Genomic DNA, 15,837 nt, shown 5'->3' with positions numbered 1-15,837 from the left:
AGGGACGTAAATAGTCATGGCAGAAGTTCTCGCCGATAACGTACCGGCCAAGTCCGGCCCCGCAGACGGTAAACCGCCGCTGTTCGGGTTGTCCTTTCTGGAAAATCTTTCCGAAATGACCATGCTCCGTCAGGTTGGCCTGATGGTCGGCCTGGCGGCCAGCGTGGCGATCGGCTTTGCCGTGGTGTTGTGGTCCCAACAGCCTGACTACCGGCCGCTGTATGGCAGCCTGGCGGGTATGGATGCCAAGCAGGTCATGGAAACCCTGGCGGCGGCGGATATTCCCTACACCGTCGAGCCGAACTCCGGCGCGCTGCTGGTCAAGGCCGATGACGTGTCCCGCGCCCGCCTCAAGCTGGCCGCCGCCGGCGTGACACCGAGCGACGGCAACATCGGTTTCGAAATTCTCGACAAGGACCAGGGCCTGGGCACCAGCCAGTTCATGGAGGCGACCCGTTATCGGCGCGGCCTGGAAGGCGAACTGGCGCGGACCATTTCCAGCCTGAACAACATCAAGGCCGCCCGCGTGCACCTGGCGATCCCGAAAAGCTCGGTGTTCGTTCGCGATGAGCGCAAGCCCAGCGCTTCGGTATTGGTCGAGATGTATTCCGGCCGCACCCTTGAGCCCGGACAGGTGCTCGCGATTATCAATCTGGTGGCCACCAGTGTTCCGGAACTCAGCAAGTCGCAGGTCACCGTCGTCGACCAGAAAGGCAACCTGCTCTCCGACCAGGCGCAAAATTCTGAATTGAGCATGGCCGGCAAGCAGTTCGATTACAGCCGGCGCATGGAAAGCATGCTCACCCAGCGGGTGCACAACATCCTGCAGCCGGTGCTGGGTAACGACCGTTACAAGGCCGAAGTTTCCGCCGACGTGGACTTCAGCGCGGTCGAGTCGACCTCCGAACAATTCAACCCTGACCAGCCGGCGCTACGCAGCGAACAGTCGACCACCGAACAGCGCACCGCCAGCAGCGGCCCACAAGGCGTGCCGGGGGCCCTGAGCAACCAACCGCCAGGCCCGGCCACCGCGCCGCAGACCACCGGCGGCGCAGCGGCTTCTTCCGGCGCCATCGCCGCTGGCCAGCCGCTGCTCGATGCCAACGGCCAGCAGATCATGGACCCGGCCACCGGCCAACCGATGCTGGCGCCGTATCCGGCGGACAAGCGTCAACAATCGACCAAGAACTTCGAACTGGATCGCTCCATCAGCCACACCAAGCAACAGCAAGGTCGCGTGACCCGTCTGTCGGTGGCGGTGGTGGTTGACGATCAGGTCAAGATCAACCCGACCAATGGCGAGACCACCCGTTCGCCGTGGAGCGCCGACGAACTGGCGCGCTTCACCCGCCTGGTCCAGGATGCCGTCGGTTTCGAGGCCAGCCGCGGCGACAGCGTCAGCGTGATCAACGTGCCGTTCTCCGCCGAGCGCGGGGAAGTGATCGCCGATATTCCGTTCTACTCGCAACCCTGGTTCTGGGATGTGGTCAAGCAGGTACTGGGCGTATTGTTCATCCTGGTACTGGTATTCGGTGTGCTGCGTCCGGTACTCAACAACATCACCAATGGCGGCAAGGGCAAGCAGTTGGCCGGTTTTGGCGGCGACGTCGAACTCGGTGGCATGGGCGGCCTGGATGGCGAACTGGCCAACGACCGCGTCAGCCTGGGCGGTCCGCAGAGCATCCTGCTGCCGAGCCCGAGTGAAGGTTATGACGCACAGCTGAACGCCATCAAGAGTCTGGTAGCCGAAGATCCGGGCCGTGTGGCACAGGTCGTCAAAGAGTGGATTAACGCCGATGAGTAATAACGCCGCCGTCAACCAGAAGCTGACCCGGGTCGACAAAGCCGCGATCCTGCTGCTGTCGCTGGGCTCCACGGATGCTGCACAAGTGTTGCGCCACATGGGCCCCAAGGAAGTCCAGCGGGTCGGCGTGGCGATGGCGCAGATGCGCAACGTGCACCGCGAGCAGGTCGAGCAGGTCATGAGTGAGTTCGTCGAGATCGTCGGCGACCAGACCAGCCTGGGCGTCGGCTCCGACGACTACGTGCGCAAGATGCTGACCCAGGCCTTGGGTGAAGACAAGGCCAACGGCCTGATCGACCGGATCCTGCTGGGCGGCAACACCAGCGGCCTGGACAGCCTCAAGTGGATGGAACCGCGGGCGGTGGCGGACGTGATCCGTTACGAGCACCCGCAGATCCAGGCGATCGTCGTGGCGTACCTCGACCCGGACCAGGCCGGCGAAGTGCTGAACAACTTCGACCACAAGGTGCGCCTGGACATCATCCTGCGGGTCTCGTCGCTGAACACGGTGCAGCCGGCGGCCCTCAAGGAACTCAACCAGATTCTCGAGAAGCAGTTCTCCGGCAACTCCAACGCGGCCCGTACCACCCTGGGCGGTATCAAGCGTGCCGCGGACATCATGAACTTCCTCGACAGCTCGATCGAAGGCCAGTTGATGGACTCGATCCGCGAAGTCGACGAGGACCTGTCGACCCAGATCGAAGACCTCATGTTCGTCTTCAACAACCTCTCCGACGTCGACGACCGCGGTATCCAGGCGCTGCTGCGCGAAGTGTCTTCGGACGTGCTGGTGCTGGCGCTCAAGGGCTCCGACGAAGGCGTCAAGGAAAAGATCTTCAAGAACATGTCCAAGCGTGCGGCGGAACTGCTGCGCGACGACCTCGAAGCCAAGGGTCCGGTTCGCGTCAGCGACGTGGAGACCGCGCAGAAGGAAATCCTTACCATCGCCCGCCGTATGGCCGAAGCCGGAGAGATCGTGCTCGGTGGCAAGGGCGGCGAAGAGATGATCTAAGGATCAAGCCATGACTGATCCAACCGATCTGATCCGCGCCCGGGACGTGGGCGGTTTCGACCTCTGGTCGCTGCCCAGTTTCGACCCGCATGTCGAGGAGCCCGAACCCGAGCCGGTGGAAGAACCGCCGGCCGAGATGGAAGAAGTGCCGCTGGAGGAAGTCCAGCCGCTGACCCTTGAAGAACTCGAAAGCATTCGCCAGGAAGCCTACAACGAAGGCTTTGCCGTGGGCGAGCGCGAAGGTTTCCACAGCACCCAGCTCAAGGTCCGCCAGGAAGCCGAAGTCGCCCTCAGTGCCAAGCTCAAGTCCCTGGAAGCGCTGATGGGCAATCTGTTCGCGCCCATCGCCGAGCAGGACCGGCAGATCGAGCAGGGCCTGGTGGGTCTGGTCGAGCATATGGTCCGCGAGGTCATCCAGCGTGAGCTGAAGACCGATTCCAGCCAGATCGAGCATGTCCTGCGCGAAGCCCTCAAGCTGTTGCCGCTGGGGGCCGAGAATGTCCGCTTGCACATCAATCCCCAGGACTTCGACCAGGTCAAGGCCTTGCGCGAGCGCCACGAAGCCACCTGGCGCATCGTCGAGGACGAGGCCCTGCTGGCCGGCGGCTGCCGGGTCGAAACCGAGCACAGTCGGATCGATGCGACCATTGAAACCCGTATCAGCAAGGCCATCGCACAGTTGTTCGATCAGCTCCACGAGCAATCCCTGCACCCGGCGGTGCCGGACATGGCCCTGGAGCTGGAGGAAGCGCTGACGACGGCTCCCGAAGCGGACCTGTCCGATGCGTCTTGAACGCACCAGCTTCGCCAAGCGCTTGAGCGGTTACGCTGAAGCCATCGACCTGCCTGGGCAGCCGATTCTCGAAGGACGCCTGTTGCGCATGGTCGGTCTGACCCTCGAAGCCGAGGGCTTGCGCGCCGCCATGGGCGCGCGCTGCATGGTCATCAACGACGACAGTTATCACCCGGTGCAGGTCGAGGCCGAGGTGATGGGGTTTTCCGGTGGCAAGGTCTTCCTGATGCCGGTGGGCAGCGTGGCCGGCATTGCGCCGGGTGCCAGGGTAGTGCCGCTGGCCGACACCGGGCGCCTGCCCATGGGCATGAGCATGCTCGGGCGGGTGCTGGACGGCGCCGGCCGTGCCCTCGACGGCAAGGGCGGGATGAAGGCCGAGGACTGGGTGCCGATGGACGGTCCGACCATCAACCCGCTCAACCGCGACCCCATCAGCCAGCCGCTGGACGTGGGCATTCGCTGCATCAATGGTTTGTTGACCGTGGGCCGCGGCCAGCGCCTCGGACTCTTCGCCGGTACCGGCGTGGGCAAGAGCGTGCTGCTGGGCATGATGACCCGCTTCACCGAGGCCGACATCATCGTCGTCGGCCTGATCGGCGAACGGGGTCGCGAGGTGAAGGAATTCATCGAGCACATCCTCGGCGAGGAAGGCCTCAAACGCTCGGTGGTGGTGGCTTCGCCGGCGGATGACGCGCCGCTGATGCGTTTGCGCGCGGCCATGTACTGCACGCGGATTGCCGAGTATTTCCGCGACAAGGGCAAGAATGTCCTGTTGCTCATGGATTCCCTGACCCGTTTCGCCCAGGCCCAGCGGGAAATCGCCCTGGCCATCGGCGAACCACCGGCGACCAAGGGCTATCCGCCGTCAGTGTTCGCCAAGCTGCCCAAGCTGGTGGAGCGGGCCGGTAACGCCGAGGCCGGCGGTGGCTCGATCACCGCGTTCTACACCGTGCTGTCCGAAGGCGATGACCAGCAGGACCCGATTGCCGACTCGGCGCGGGGCGTGCTCGACGGCCATATCGTCCTGTCCCGGCGCCTGGCCGAGGAAGGCCATTACCCGGCGATCGATATCGAAGCGTCCATCAGCCGGGTCATGCCGGCGGTGGTCAGCCCTGAACACATGAGCCGCGCCCAGCATTTCAAGCAGCTCTGGTCGCGTTACCAGCAGAGTCGCGACCTGATCAGCGTCGGTGCCTATGTCGCCGGCGGCGATCGCGAGACCGACACGGCGATTGCCCTGCAGCCGGCGATGGTCCAGTACCTGCGCCAGGGTCTGAACGCCAATATCAGCCTGGGCGAAAGCGAAGCGCACCTGGCGTCGGTGTTCGCTCCCGTGGCCGGCGGTTAATCGATCATGGCCCTGAGCCGTGCCGCGCGCCTAGCCCCGGTGGTCGATATGGCCGAAAATACCGAGCGTACCGCGGTCCAGCGTCTCGGCTATTTCCAGGGGCAGGTGCGGGTCGCGCAAAGCAAGCTGGAGGATCTCGAGCGTTTTCGTCTCGAATACCAGGAACAGTGGATCCAGCGTGGCAGCCTTGGAGTCTCCGGCCAGTGGTTGCTGGGCTACCAGCAGTTCCTCACCCAGTTGGATACCGCGGTCGGCCAGCAGCGCCAGAGCCTGGCCTGGCACCAGAACAATCTCGACAAGGCGCGCGAGGCCTGGCAGCAGGCCTACGCCCGGGTCGAAGGCTTGCGCAAGCTGGTGCAACGTTATGTCGACGAGGCGCGCCATCTGGAAGACAAGCGTGAACAGAAGTTGCTGGATGAGCTGTCCCAGCGTTTGCCCCGGCAGAGTCCGTATTGATCTGCAGGATTTTTGACGCTCACGGTTGCCCTACCCTCGGTGGGGTGCTAAACCTTGTACACGTCGCCACTGACAAGGAAGCAGGATCATGGCTGTAGTCGCAGAAGTATCGCCCGATGGCGCAAAATTGACGATCTCGATCAAGGGGCGTTTCGATTTTGGCCGGCATCAGGAATTTCGTGAGTCTTACGAGGGACTTGCCAAGAAACCGTCGTCCATTGTGGTCGATCTGAAAGAGGCGACCTATCTGGACAGCTCCGCGCTGGGCATGTTGCTCTTGTTGCGCGATCACGCCGGTGGTGATCATTCCGATGTACGGGTGATCAACAGTAACTCGGACGTGCGCAAGATCCTCGCCATCTCCAATTTCGACAAACTCTTCGATATCGGCTGACCTTGCATGCAGTCGGGAGCGGAGTCGCTGACGGTACTGATCGCCGAGGATGGTGCGGCCGATCGTTTATTGCTCTCGAGCATCGTCAGGCGTCAGGGCCACGGAGTGCTGACCGCCAGCAATGGCGCCGAGGCGGTGGCCCTGTTCGAGGCGCAGCGGCCGCAATTGGTGCTGATGGACGCGATGATGCCGGTGATGGACGGTTTCGAAGCGGCGCGGCGGATCAAGTTGCTGGCCGGCGAGTCGCTGGTGCCGATCATCTTCCTCACCTCCATGACCGAAGTCGATGGGCTGGTGCGTTGCCTGGAAGCTGGCGGCGACGACTTTCTGGAAAAACCCTACAACCAGGTGATCCTCGGGGCCAAGATCAAGGCCATGGACCGTCTCCGGCGCCTGCAGGACACCGTTCTGCAACAGCGCGACCTGATTGCCCGGCACCATGACTACCTGCTCAACGAGCAGCGGGTGGCCAAGGCGGTGTTCGACAAGGTGGCTCACGCCGGCTGCCTGAACGCGCCAAATATCCGCTATATGCAATCGCCTTATGCGCTGTTCAACGGTGACCTGTTGCTGGCGGCCTATACCCCGGCCGGTGACATGCACGTGCTGCTCGGCGACTTCACCGGCCATGGCCTGCCAGCGGCGGTCGGGGCGATGCCGCTGGCGGAAGTCTTCTACGGCATGACCGCCAAGGGCTATGGCCTGGCGGAAACCCTGCGGGAGATGAATGCCAAGCTCAAGCGCATCCTGCCGGTGGACATGTTCTGCTGCGCGACCTTTCTCTGCCTGAGCTCGCAGCGACAGGTGGTGGAGGTGTGGAATGGCGGCATGCCGGACGGCTACCTGCATCGGGTCGCCACGGGAGGGCGCCAGCCGCTGGTGGCGCGGAACCTGCCGTTGGGGGTGCTGGGGGCCGAGTCGTTCGACCACCGCACCGACGTCTACCCCATGGCCCAGGGCGATCGGGTATTTCTGCTCTCCGACGGGGTGATCGATACCTGCAACAGCGACGAGCAGTTGTTCGGCGTCGAGCGCCTGCAGGAAGTCTTCGCCGCCAATCGGGAGCCGGATCGCCTGTTCGAGGATATCCAGGACGCCTTGCATCGCTTTCGCGGCGAGTCCCGCGATGATGTGAGCATGGTCCAGGTCAGTTTGCCGGCACCGACGCAGCAGTTGCCGAACGCCATGATCTACTCCGACAGCGGCGAGTCCTGCCCGCTGGACTGGTCGGTGAGCTTCGAATTTCGCGCGGCCACCCTCAAACGCTTCAATCCGTTGCCGTACATGCTGCAACTGCTGATGGAGGTGCATGGCCTGCGCACCCAGAGCGGGGCGCTCTACAGCGTTCTCGCCGAGCTCTACTCCAACGCCCTGGAACATGGTGTCCTCGGCCTGGATTCGAGCCTCAAGCGCGATGTGCAGGGATTTGCGCAATACTATGAGCAACGCAATCGGCGACTGCTCGAACTGGAGGAGGGCTTCGTCCGTGTACGCCTGCAGGTGATCCCGCAGGGCGAGGGCGGTCGGTTGAGCATACAGGTCGATGACAGCGGTAAGGGTTTTGACGTGACCCGTGTGATGGAGCGTCCCGTGGGGGCCGAACGGCTGTCGGGGCGTGGTGTGGGGCTGGTGCGCCAGCTCGGCCGCAATGCCTGCTGGTCGGACGGCGGGCGCAGCGCCCACGTGGAGTTTTCGTGGGAGGCTCAGGCATAATTCGCGTGTGTGGAGCAGGGAGCGATCAAGTGAACAACGATATGGAACATCTGGACCGCGATGCACTCAGTGCATTGCAGGACATCATGGAGGATGAGTATCCGCTGTTGCTGGATACCTTTCTCGAAGATTCGAGCAAACGCCTGGGGCAATTGCACCAGGCGAGCAATGCTGTGGATCTCGGCGCGGCGGCCCACAGTTTCAAGGGCAGCAGCAGCAACATGGGCGCGTTGCGCCTGGCCGAACTTTGCCGGCAGCTGGAGCAGTTGGCCGCGCAATCTCCGCGGGTCGGTGTCGAAGAGCTGATCAACCAGATCGACCGTGAATATGAAGTGGTGCGGCGTTTTTACGAAAGCGAGCGCGAGCGCTTTCCGGTCCGGCCCTAGCCCCGTTAAGGGGAGCATCCGAGTCGGTCGGGCAAAGATGGCCCGAACCTTGCTGTTGCTTCCTGCACTGTACTTACGATCCTTGTGCAGCGGAGACCGTATCCATGTCACTCGTCCCTAATTCGCTCCTCCAGGCCAACGCTGCCGTCAAGCCGCAGGCGGACCCTGTTATTCCTGCGCCGAGCGTTGTCGCACCGCCCAAGGACAATGCTTTCAGCTTTGCGCAGGTCTACCAGAACACCCAGAGCAATCCGGTGAAGGTCGCCTTCAATCCGCTCAAGTCGATGGCGGAGAAGGCCCCCGTGGCGCCGGCCAAGCCGGACGCACCGGCCAGCAAGGCCGACAACCCGAATGCCTCCGCGCAGTCATCGGTTGCCGGTAGCGGCAAATCCTTGCCTGCCGACAAAACGACCAAGGTGGATGGCAAGACAGCGTCCGCCGATGACAAGGGCGCCTCTGACAAGACCGCGGCCGACGGCACGACGGCCTCGACCGATACGGCCAAGTCCGACGACAAGACCGCTTCCAGCGACGGTACCGACACCACGGCGACCGATACCCCGGTCGCCGTAGCGACGCCGGACCCGGCCGTTGATCCGGCTCTGCTCCAGGCGGCCGCTACCGCGGCGACCCCGGCTCCTGCGGCTCCCGTCGATCCGGCTGTGGTCCAGGCGCCGTTGGCGGCAGCGGTCACCGCCGCGGCGACCCCGGCTGCCAAGGCAACGCCGACCACGGGGGGGGATTTCGATCCGGCCGCCGACCCGCTGGACAACCTGCCGGCAGTGCGTCTGGCCATGGAGCAGGGGGGGCACGTCTCCAGCGGTAGCCAGGCCTCGACAAAATCCTCCGACAGCGCCAACACCAATGCCACCGACTCGACGCTGGCACAGAACCAGGCCAATAACGTCGTCACCCTGGTGGATCAGAAAACCGATTCTGGCAGCGGCGACCAGGGTGGCGACAAATCCTTCAAGACCCTGATCGATGACGGTCTCAAGGATATCAAGAGCGCCTCCAGCGATACCCGGGTCGACGACTTCGCCAATCGCCTGGCGGCGCTGACCCAGGCGGCCACGCCCAAGACCGCGAATGCACTGCCGGCCAACCAGCCGTTGGCGATGCACCAGAGCGGTTGGAGCGAAGAAGTGGTCAATCGGGTCATGTACCTCTCCAGCGCCAACCTCAAGTCGGCGGAGATCCAGTTGCAGCCCGCCGAGCTGGGGCGCCTGGATATCAAGGTGAACATGTCCGCCGACCAGCCGACGCAGATCAGCTTCATCAGCGCCCACGCCGGGGTGCGCGATGCCCTTGAAGGCAACATGCCGCGCCTGCGGGACATGCTGCAACAGCAAGGTCTGGGTCAGGCCGACGTCACGGTTTCCGACCAGGCCCGTGGCTGGGCCGGCCAGGGCCAGGGCGCGCAGCAGCAACAGCAGCAGGCGCACAGAGGTAGCGGCAGTGGCGGTAGCCTCAGTGGCGACAGCGAGGATGACCTGTCGGTTGCCGCAGTCAGCGAAGCGGCCGCTGCCGCCAGCACCAGTGTGGTGGTCGGCTCCAGCGCGGTCGACTATTACGCCTGATCCCGGGGCTTTCGGTGTGCATCCATTTTTCGGCTGCACACGGTACTGTAGGCGCATGGCTTGCCAGCGAAGCTTTTGGCGGTCTCAAGGGGCTCATCGCGGCGCTGCGGCGTCCCGACAAGCCCTGCTCCTACAGGTTCCGCTGTATTTCGAAGACAGTACTTCCCTCATGCCCGATCTGGCATAACACTTGCTCCAGCCTTGCCGTGCGACTATGAAAAATCGAATAGTGACGGATTATTGGCATGGCGAAGAGCGAAGCAGCGGTAAAAGAACCCGGCAGTAAAAGCAAACTCAAGCTGATCATCGTCATTGTGCTGGGCGTGCTGCTGGCCATCGGCCTGTCGGTGGGTGCGACCTGGTATTTCATGCACAGTGCCCAGAGCAAACCGGCACCGGCAGTGGCCGAAGCCGCCCCCAGCGGCAAGCAGCCGGCGATCTACGAGCCCATGGCCCCGGCCTTTGTCACCAACTTCAAGGACGCCAGCGGCCGCCAGCGCTACATGCAGGTGAGCATCACCTTGCTGGCGCGTAACCAGGCCGACCTGGATGCCCTCAAGGTGCACATGCCGGTGATCCGCAACAACCTGGTGATGCTGTTCTCCGGTCAGACCTACGAAACCCTCGCGACCCCGGTCGGCCAGGAACTGCTGCGCCAGAAAGCCACTGCCAGCGTGCAGGAAGTGGCGCAGAAGGAAGTCGGCAAAGTGGTGGTCGAACAGCTGCTCTTCACTAACTACGTATTGCAGTAGGATCACGACATGGCCGTGCAGGATCTGCTGTCCCAGGATGAGATCGACGCCCTCTTGCATGGCGTCGATGACGGTCTGGTACAGACCGAAACCGCTGCCGAGCCCGGCAGTGTCAAAAGTTACGACCTGACCAGCCAGGATCGCATCGTCCGCGGACGCATGCCGACCCTGGAAATGATCAACGAACGTTTCGCCCGCTACACCCGCATCAGCATGTTCAACATGCTGCGCCGTTCCGCCGACGTGGCGGTCGGCGGCGTTCAGGTGATGAAGTTCGGCGAATACGTGCACTCGCTCTATGTCCCCACCAGCCTCAACCTGGTGAAGATCAAGCCGTTGCGCGGCACCGCCCTGTTCATCCTCGACGCCAAGCTGGTGTTCAAGCTGGTGGACAACTTTTTCGGTGGCGACGGTCGCCACGCCAAGATCGAAGGCCGTGAATTCACCCCCACTGAACTGCGGGTGGTACGCATGGTGCTGGAGCAGGCATTCATCGACCTCAAGGAAGCCTGGCAGGCGATCATGGAAGTCAATTTCGAGTACATCAACTCGGAAGTGAACCCGGCCATGGCCAACATCGTCGGTCCCAGCGAAGCGGTGGTGGTCTCGACCTTCCATATCGAGCTCGACGGTGGCGGCGGCGACCTGCACGTGACCATGCCGTACTCGATGATCGAGCCGGTGCGGGAAATGCTCGACGCCGGTTTCCAATCGGACCTGGACGACCAGGACGAGCGCTGGGTCAAGGCCCTGCGCGAAGACGTGCTCGATGTGGCCGTGCCCCTCAGCGCTACGGTCGCCCGTCGCCAGTTGCGCCTGCGGGACATCCTGCACATGCAGCCGGGTGATGTGATTCCGGTGGAACTGCCGGAAGAGATGGTGATGCGCGCCAATGGCGTGCCGTCGTTCAAGGTCAAGCTCGGTTCCCACAAGGGCAACCTGGCACTGCAAGTGATTGAGGCGATCGGGCGCCGCTAGGGCGTCGATCAGGAATGCGCTGTGTTAACTGAATTTCTGCTTGCCGAGGACAACTGATGGCTAATGATAACGATATGACTTCCGCCGACGACCAGGCCCTGGCCGACGAATGGGCGGCTGCCCTGGAAGAAACCGGCGATGCCGGCCAGTCCGATATCGATGCCTTGCTGGCGGCTGACTCCGGCAATTCGTCGGGCGGCAGCCGCCTGCCCATGGAAGAGTTCGGCAGTGTGCCGAAGAACAACGACCCGGTGACCCTGGACGGTCCGAACCTGGAAGTGATCCTCGATATTCCGGTGTCGATTTCCATGGAAGTCGGCAGCACCGATATCAATATCCGCAACCTGCTGCAATTGAACCAGGGTTCGGTGATCGAACTCGATCGCCTGGCCGGCGAGCCGTTGGACGTGCTGGTCAATGGCACGCTGATCGCCCACGGTGAAGTGGTGGTGGTCAACGAAAAGTTCGGTATCCGTCTGACCGACGTGATCAGCCCGAGCGAACGCATCAAGAAGTTGCGCTGAATGAACAGGCTTCTCGGCATCCTGCTGCTGTCGCCGCTCAGTGCCTGGGCGGCCGAACCGCTGGCCACGGCGACAGCGGCCACGCCGAGTACGCCCGGCAGCATGGCCGGGCAACTGACGCAACTGGTGCTCGGCTTGCTGCTGGTGCTGGGGATCATCTTTGTCCTCGCCTGGCTGCTGCGCCGTATGCAACAGGTCGGGCCGGGGGCGAAGGGGCGGCAGGTCATCGAACTGATCGGCTCGCGTGCCCTCGGGCCGCGTGACCGTCTGGTGCTGGTGCAGGTCGGCAACGAGCAGATCCTGCTCGGGCTGTCGCCGGGCACCATCACCCCGCTGCATGTGCTCAAGGAACCGGTCCAGGTGCCGAGCGGCGAGCAGGCCACGCCTGAATTCGCTCAGCGCCTGATGGAATTGCTGGGTAAGGATAAGAAGTGATGGGTGCTTTGCGGTTTGTCTTGACGTTGGCCTTGCTGCTGGCGGCGCCTCTGGCGCTGGCGGCCGATCCATTGTCGATCCCGGCGATCACCCTCGGCACCGGGGCCAACGGCCAGCAGGAATACTCGGTCAACCTGCAAATCCTGCTGATCATGACGGCGCTGAGCTTTATCCCGGCGTTCGTCATGCTGATGACCAGTTTCACCCGGATCATCATTGTCTTCTCGATCCTGCGCCAGGCCCTGGGCCTGCAGTCGACGCCGTCGAACCAGATCCTCACCGGCATGGCGCTGTTCCTGACCATGTTCATCATGGCGCCGGTCTACGACAAGGTGAACCATGACGCCCTGCAGCCCTACCTGGCCGACAAGATGACGGCCCAGGATGCAGTGCTCAAGGCCGAAGTGCCGATCAAGGAGTTCATGCTGGCGCAGATCCGCACCAGTGACCTGGAGCTGTTCATGCGCCTGTCCAAGCGCACCGACATCGCCACCCCCGACCAGGCGCCGCTGACCATTATCGTGCCGGCCTTCATCACCTCGGAATTGAAGACCGCGTTCCAGATCGGCTTCATGATCTTCATTCCCTTCCTGATCATCGACCTGGTGGTGGCCAGTGTGCTGATGGCCATGGGGATGATGATGCTGTCGCCACTGATTATTTCCCTGCCGTTCAAGATCATGTTGTTCGTGCTGGTGGATGGCTGGGCATTGATCATCGGTACCCTGGCCAGCAGTTTTGGCGGTGTCTAGAGCGAGTGATGTGTAATGACTCCTGAAGTCGCAGTCGACATATTCCGTGATGCCCTCTGGCTGACCACCCTGATGGTCGCCGTGCTGGTGATCCCGAGCCTGGTGGTGGGCTTGATTGTGGCGATATTCCAGGCCGCCACCCAGATCAACGAACAGACCCTGAGCTTCCTGCCGCGCATGCTGGTGATGCTGGTCACCCTGATTGTCGCCGGGCCTTGGCTGGTGCAGAAGTTCATGGAGTACATCCTGTCGCTGTACGGCAGCATTCCGCAGGTCATCGGCTGATATGTCGCTGCTCGCGCTGACCGACACGCAGATCAGCAGCTGGGTCGCGAGCTTCATGCTGCCGGCGTTCCGGGTCGGCGCGGTGATCATGACCATGCCGGTCTTCGGGACCACCCTGTTGCCGCGCCGGATCCGCATGTATTTCATCCTGGCAATCACGGTGGTCATCGCCCCCGGCCTGCCGCCGATGCCCGAGGTGCATCCGCTGGACCTGAGCGGGTTGCTGCTGATCGCCGAGCAGATCATCTTCGGTGCCTTGCTCGGTTTTTCCCTGCAATTGTTTTTCCAGGCCTTCGTGGTGGCCGGACAGATCATCGCGATCCAGATGGGCATGGGCTTCGCGTCCATGGTCGACCCGGTCAACGGTGTCTCGGCGGCGGTGATCGGACAGTTCTTCACCATGCTGGTGACGCTGATGTTCCTGGCCATGAACGGTCATCTGGTGGTCATCGAAGTGCTGACCGAGAGTTTCACCACCTTTCCGGTGGGCAGCGGGCTGTCGACCACGGATTTATGGGAAATCTCCGGCAAGCTCGGCTGGGTGCTCGGGGCGGCGTTGGTGCTGGTGCTGCCGGCGATCACCGCGTTGCTGGTGGTGAACATCGCGTTCGGCATCATGACCCGTGCCGCGCCGCAGCTGAACATCTTCTCCATTGGTTTTCCGCTGATCCTGGTGCTGGGGATGATCATTCTCTGGGTCAGCCTGGGCGATATTCTCAACCAGTATCAACCGCTAGCCGATGAGGCCCTGCAGTTTTTACGTGGACTGGCACGGGTGCGCTGAACCATGGCAGAGAGCGAGAGCGGCCAGGACAAGACAGAAGACCCCACGGACAAAAAGAAAAAAGATGCCCGGGAGAAGGGTGAGGTTGCCCGCTCCAAGGAACTCAATACCTTTGCCGTGATGATGGCAGGTGCCGGCGCGCTGCTGGTGTTCGGCGGCGCCCTGGCCCAGGATCTGGCCGAGTTGATGCGCATGAATTTCACCCTGAGCCGGGAAGTGGTGCTCGACCAGCGCTACATGGGGATTTTTCTCATGCGCTCCGGGGAAATGGCTATCTGGGCCGTGCAGCCGATCCTGCTGACCGCCCTGGCCGCCGCCCTGATCGGGCCGATCGCCCTCGGCGGGTGGTTGTTCTCGCCCGGCACCCTGGCCCCGAAGTTCAGTCGGATGAACCCCTTCCCGGGGATCAAGCGGATGTTCTCGGCCAAGTCGGTGATGGAGCTGCTCAAGGCGGTCGGCAAGTTCACCATCATTCTGTTCGTCGGGCTGTCGGTGTTGTCCTCGGATATCGACGACCTGGTACGGATCGCCCATGAACCGCTGGAGTCGGCGGTCATCCACAGCCTGCAACTGGTGGGCTGGAGTACCTTGTGGATGTCCCTGGGGCTGTTGATCATTGCCGCGGTGGATGTCCCGGTGCAGCTCTATACCGCCCACCAGCGCCTGTTGATGACCAAGCAGGAAATACGTGACGAACACAAGGACCAGGAGGGGCGGCCGGAGGTCAAGCAGCGGATTCGCCAGTTGCAGCGCGAAATGTCCCAGCGGCGGATGATGGCGGCGATTCCCGAAGCGGATGTGGTGATCACCAACCCGACCCACTATGCCGTGGCGCTCAAATACGACGCGGAGAAGGGCGGGGCGCCGGTGTTGCTGGCCAAGGGCAGTGACTTCCTGGCCTTGAAGATCCGCGAGATCGCCGTCGAACACGACGTCCTGCTGCTTGAGTCGCCGGCCCTGGCGCGTTCGATCTACTACTCCACCGAGTTGGATCAGGAGATTCCGGCGGGCCTGTACCTGGCGGTGGCACAAGTGCTGGCGTACGTCTTCCAGATCCGCCAGTACCGTGCCGGCAAGGGCAAGCGCCCGGACCCGCTCAAGGGCGACCTGCCGATTCCGCCGGATTTACGCCGCGATTCCTGAACAGGCCCGACAAACACCGAGCCTCCGGGCCGCCTGGCCTATGTTCCGAGGTAGCGGGAGACGACGTTCCTCGGGGTATCACCCGTAACTACGATGCCTTTGTCCGGCTGGACGATCACTGACTCCCATACACCGCGTGAGCCTGGAAAAAATCGTCTGACGTATCCTGATCCATTGCCAAAGGTGGTGTCGAGATTACCATTGGCCAGATAGCGTGCGATAAGGCCGCTCTCCCTTGACAGCAAACCTGCATAACCCACGACAACTATTTCATCGGGTGTACCGCCTATATCAAACCAGCCCATGCCGTCTGTAATGCCAAAGTCGCTCACCAGGGGCGCGCCATTATTAAATGCCGGATCCAGGCGACCATTGGCGGTGAATGCCGCGAGCAATCCCCTGAGCCCGGCTCCCCATATATCGCCGGGATCCATGTCTGACACACCGGCGGCGAATATACGCCCGTCATCATGTAGGGACAGGCTTATGGCGGCTGAAGGGTAACCTACGCCGAATGAAGTCCTGCCGCCGTGCCCGAAGTCGAGGTCTGGAGAACCATCGACATTGAAGCGTGCCAAGTTGGCACCTTCGCTATCCACTCCAGCGATGGTGATTTTTCGATCGGCCGACACAGCAACCGCGTTGATGACGGTATTAGGATTAAGATGACCGGTCTGGTTAAAGCTATGGTCGATCTC

At 62.6% G+C, this 15,837-nt stretch carries 17 protein-coding genes and 1 pseudogene; 17 read left to right on the top strand and 1 reads right to left on the bottom strand.

The window, feature by feature from the left end:
• The first annotated feature begins 16 nt into the window (after positions 1–16).
• The 17 genes from fliF (at position 17) to flhB (ending at position 15,139) form a co-directional block, all read left to right on the top strand.
• Complete coding sequence (gene fliF / locus M5C01_RS09670) at positions 17–1,804, top strand: flagellar basal-body MS-ring/collar protein FliF (protein WP_103495960.1); 1,788 nt, start codon at positions 17–19, stop codon at positions 1,802–1,804.
• Complete coding sequence (fliG, locus tag M5C01_RS09665; protein WP_100939016.1) at positions 1,797–2,816, top strand: flagellar motor switch protein FliG; 1,020 nt, start codon at positions 1,797–1,799, stop codon at positions 2,814–2,816. The genes fliF and fliG overlap by 8 nt, the downstream gene beginning before the upstream one ends.
• Positions 2,817–2,826: 10 nt before the next feature.
• Positions 2,827–3,609 carry a flagellar assembly protein FliH gene (gene fliH / locus M5C01_RS09660; protein ID WP_103495959.1) on the top strand — a complete coding sequence of 261 codons (783 nt, stop codon included), beginning with the start codon at positions 2,827–2,829 and terminating at the stop codon, positions 3,607–3,609.
• On the top strand, positions 3,599–4,957 hold the full coding sequence (gene fliI / locus M5C01_RS09655; protein WP_103495958.1) for a flagellar protein export ATPase FliI: 1,359 nt from the start codon (positions 3,599–3,601) through the stop codon (positions 4,955–4,957). The genes fliH and fliI overlap by 11 nt, the downstream gene beginning before the upstream one ends.
• Before the next feature lie 6 nt (positions 4,958–4,963).
• Positions 4,964–5,413 (top strand): flagellar export protein FliJ, encoded by a 450-nt coding sequence (gene fliJ, locus M5C01_RS09650; RefSeq protein ID WP_152738512.1) that lies wholly within the window; start codon positions 4,964–4,966, stop codon positions 5,411–5,413.
• A gap of 88 nt (positions 5,414–5,501) precedes the next feature.
• Entirely contained in the window at positions 5,502–5,807 is a 306-nt protein-coding gene (locus M5C01_RS09645; protein WP_040069840.1) for an STAS domain-containing protein, read from the top strand.
• Positions 5,808–5,813: 6 nt separating this feature from the next.
• Complete coding sequence (locus tag M5C01_RS09640; protein ID WP_152738516.1) at positions 5,814–7,520, top strand: SpoIIE family protein phosphatase; 1,707 nt, start codon at positions 5,814–5,816, stop codon at positions 7,518–7,520.
• A 41-nt stretch (positions 7,521–7,561) separates the two neighbouring features.
• A complete protein-coding gene (locus M5C01_RS09635; protein ID WP_152738612.1) occupies positions 7,562–7,906 on the top strand; it encodes an Hpt domain-containing protein in 345 nt (114 codons plus the stop codon).
• A gap of 104 nt (positions 7,907–8,010) precedes the next feature.
• On the top strand, positions 8,011–9,486 hold the full coding sequence (locus tag M5C01_RS09630) for a flagellar hook-length control protein FliK (RefSeq protein ID WP_103495954.1): 1,476 nt from the start codon (positions 8,011–8,013) through the stop codon (positions 9,484–9,486).
• A 245-nt stretch (positions 9,487–9,731) separates the two neighbouring features.
• Positions 9,732–10,238: a flagellar basal body-associated protein FliL gene (gene fliL / locus M5C01_RS09625; protein WP_103495953.1), complete on the top strand. Its 507-nt coding sequence runs from the start codon at positions 9,732–9,734 to the stop codon at positions 10,236–10,238.
• A 9-nt stretch (positions 10,239–10,247) separates the two neighbouring features.
• Positions 10,248–11,216 carry a flagellar motor switch protein FliM gene (gene fliM, locus M5C01_RS09620; protein WP_103495952.1) on the top strand — a complete coding sequence of 323 codons (969 nt, stop codon included), beginning with the start codon at positions 10,248–10,250 and terminating at the stop codon, positions 11,214–11,216.
• A 56-nt stretch (positions 11,217–11,272) separates the two neighbouring features.
• On the top strand, positions 11,273–11,740 hold the full coding sequence (gene fliN, locus M5C01_RS09615) for a flagellar motor switch protein FliN (RefSeq protein ID WP_103495951.1): 468 nt from the start codon (positions 11,273–11,275) through the stop codon (positions 11,738–11,740).
• Positions 11,741–12,175 (top strand): flagellar biosynthetic protein FliO, encoded by a 435-nt coding sequence (gene fliO / locus M5C01_RS09610; RefSeq protein ID WP_152738520.1) that lies wholly within the window; start codon positions 11,741–11,743, stop codon positions 12,173–12,175. It abuts the gene before it with no gap.
• Positions 12,175–12,927: a flagellar type III secretion system pore protein FliP gene (fliP, locus tag M5C01_RS09605; RefSeq protein WP_152738523.1), complete on the top strand. Its 753-nt coding sequence runs from the start codon at positions 12,175–12,177 to the stop codon at positions 12,925–12,927. The genes fliO and fliP overlap by 1 nt, the downstream gene beginning before the upstream one ends.
• Before the next feature lie 15 nt (positions 12,928–12,942).
• The gene (gene fliQ / locus M5C01_RS09600; RefSeq protein ID WP_100939027.1) at positions 12,943–13,212 is read left to right on the top strand and encodes a flagellar biosynthesis protein FliQ; all 270 of its coding nucleotides are present in this window, start codon (positions 12,943–12,945) and stop codon (positions 13,210–13,212) included.
• Position 13,213: 1 nt separating this feature from the next.
• A complete protein-coding gene (gene fliR, locus M5C01_RS09595; RefSeq protein WP_103495948.1) occupies positions 13,214–13,996 on the top strand; it encodes a flagellar biosynthetic protein FliR in 783 nt (260 codons plus the stop codon).
• Positions 13,997–13,999: 3 nt separating this feature from the next.
• The gene (flhB, locus tag M5C01_RS09590) at positions 14,000–15,139 is read left to right on the top strand and encodes a flagellar biosynthesis protein FlhB (RefSeq protein WP_152738527.1); all 1,140 of its coding nucleotides are present in this window, start codon (positions 14,000–14,002) and stop codon (positions 15,137–15,139) included.
• Positions 15,140–15,177: 38 nt separating this feature from the next.
• Here flhB and M5C01_RS09585 read toward each other — a convergent pair.
• Positions 15,178–15,837: pseudogene (locus tag M5C01_RS09585) on the bottom strand (hypothetical protein); the annotation flags it as partial.

This window comes from Pseudomonas sp. MWU12-2319 (genome assembly GCF_023242525.1).
Taxonomy (GTDB): Bacteria; Pseudomonadota; Gammaproteobacteria; order Pseudomonadales; family Pseudomonadaceae; genus Aquipseudomonas; species Aquipseudomonas gingeri_D.
The sequence above is the reverse complement of the archived record's forward strand: the minus strand, read 5'-3'. Positions and strand labels throughout refer to the sequence as shown.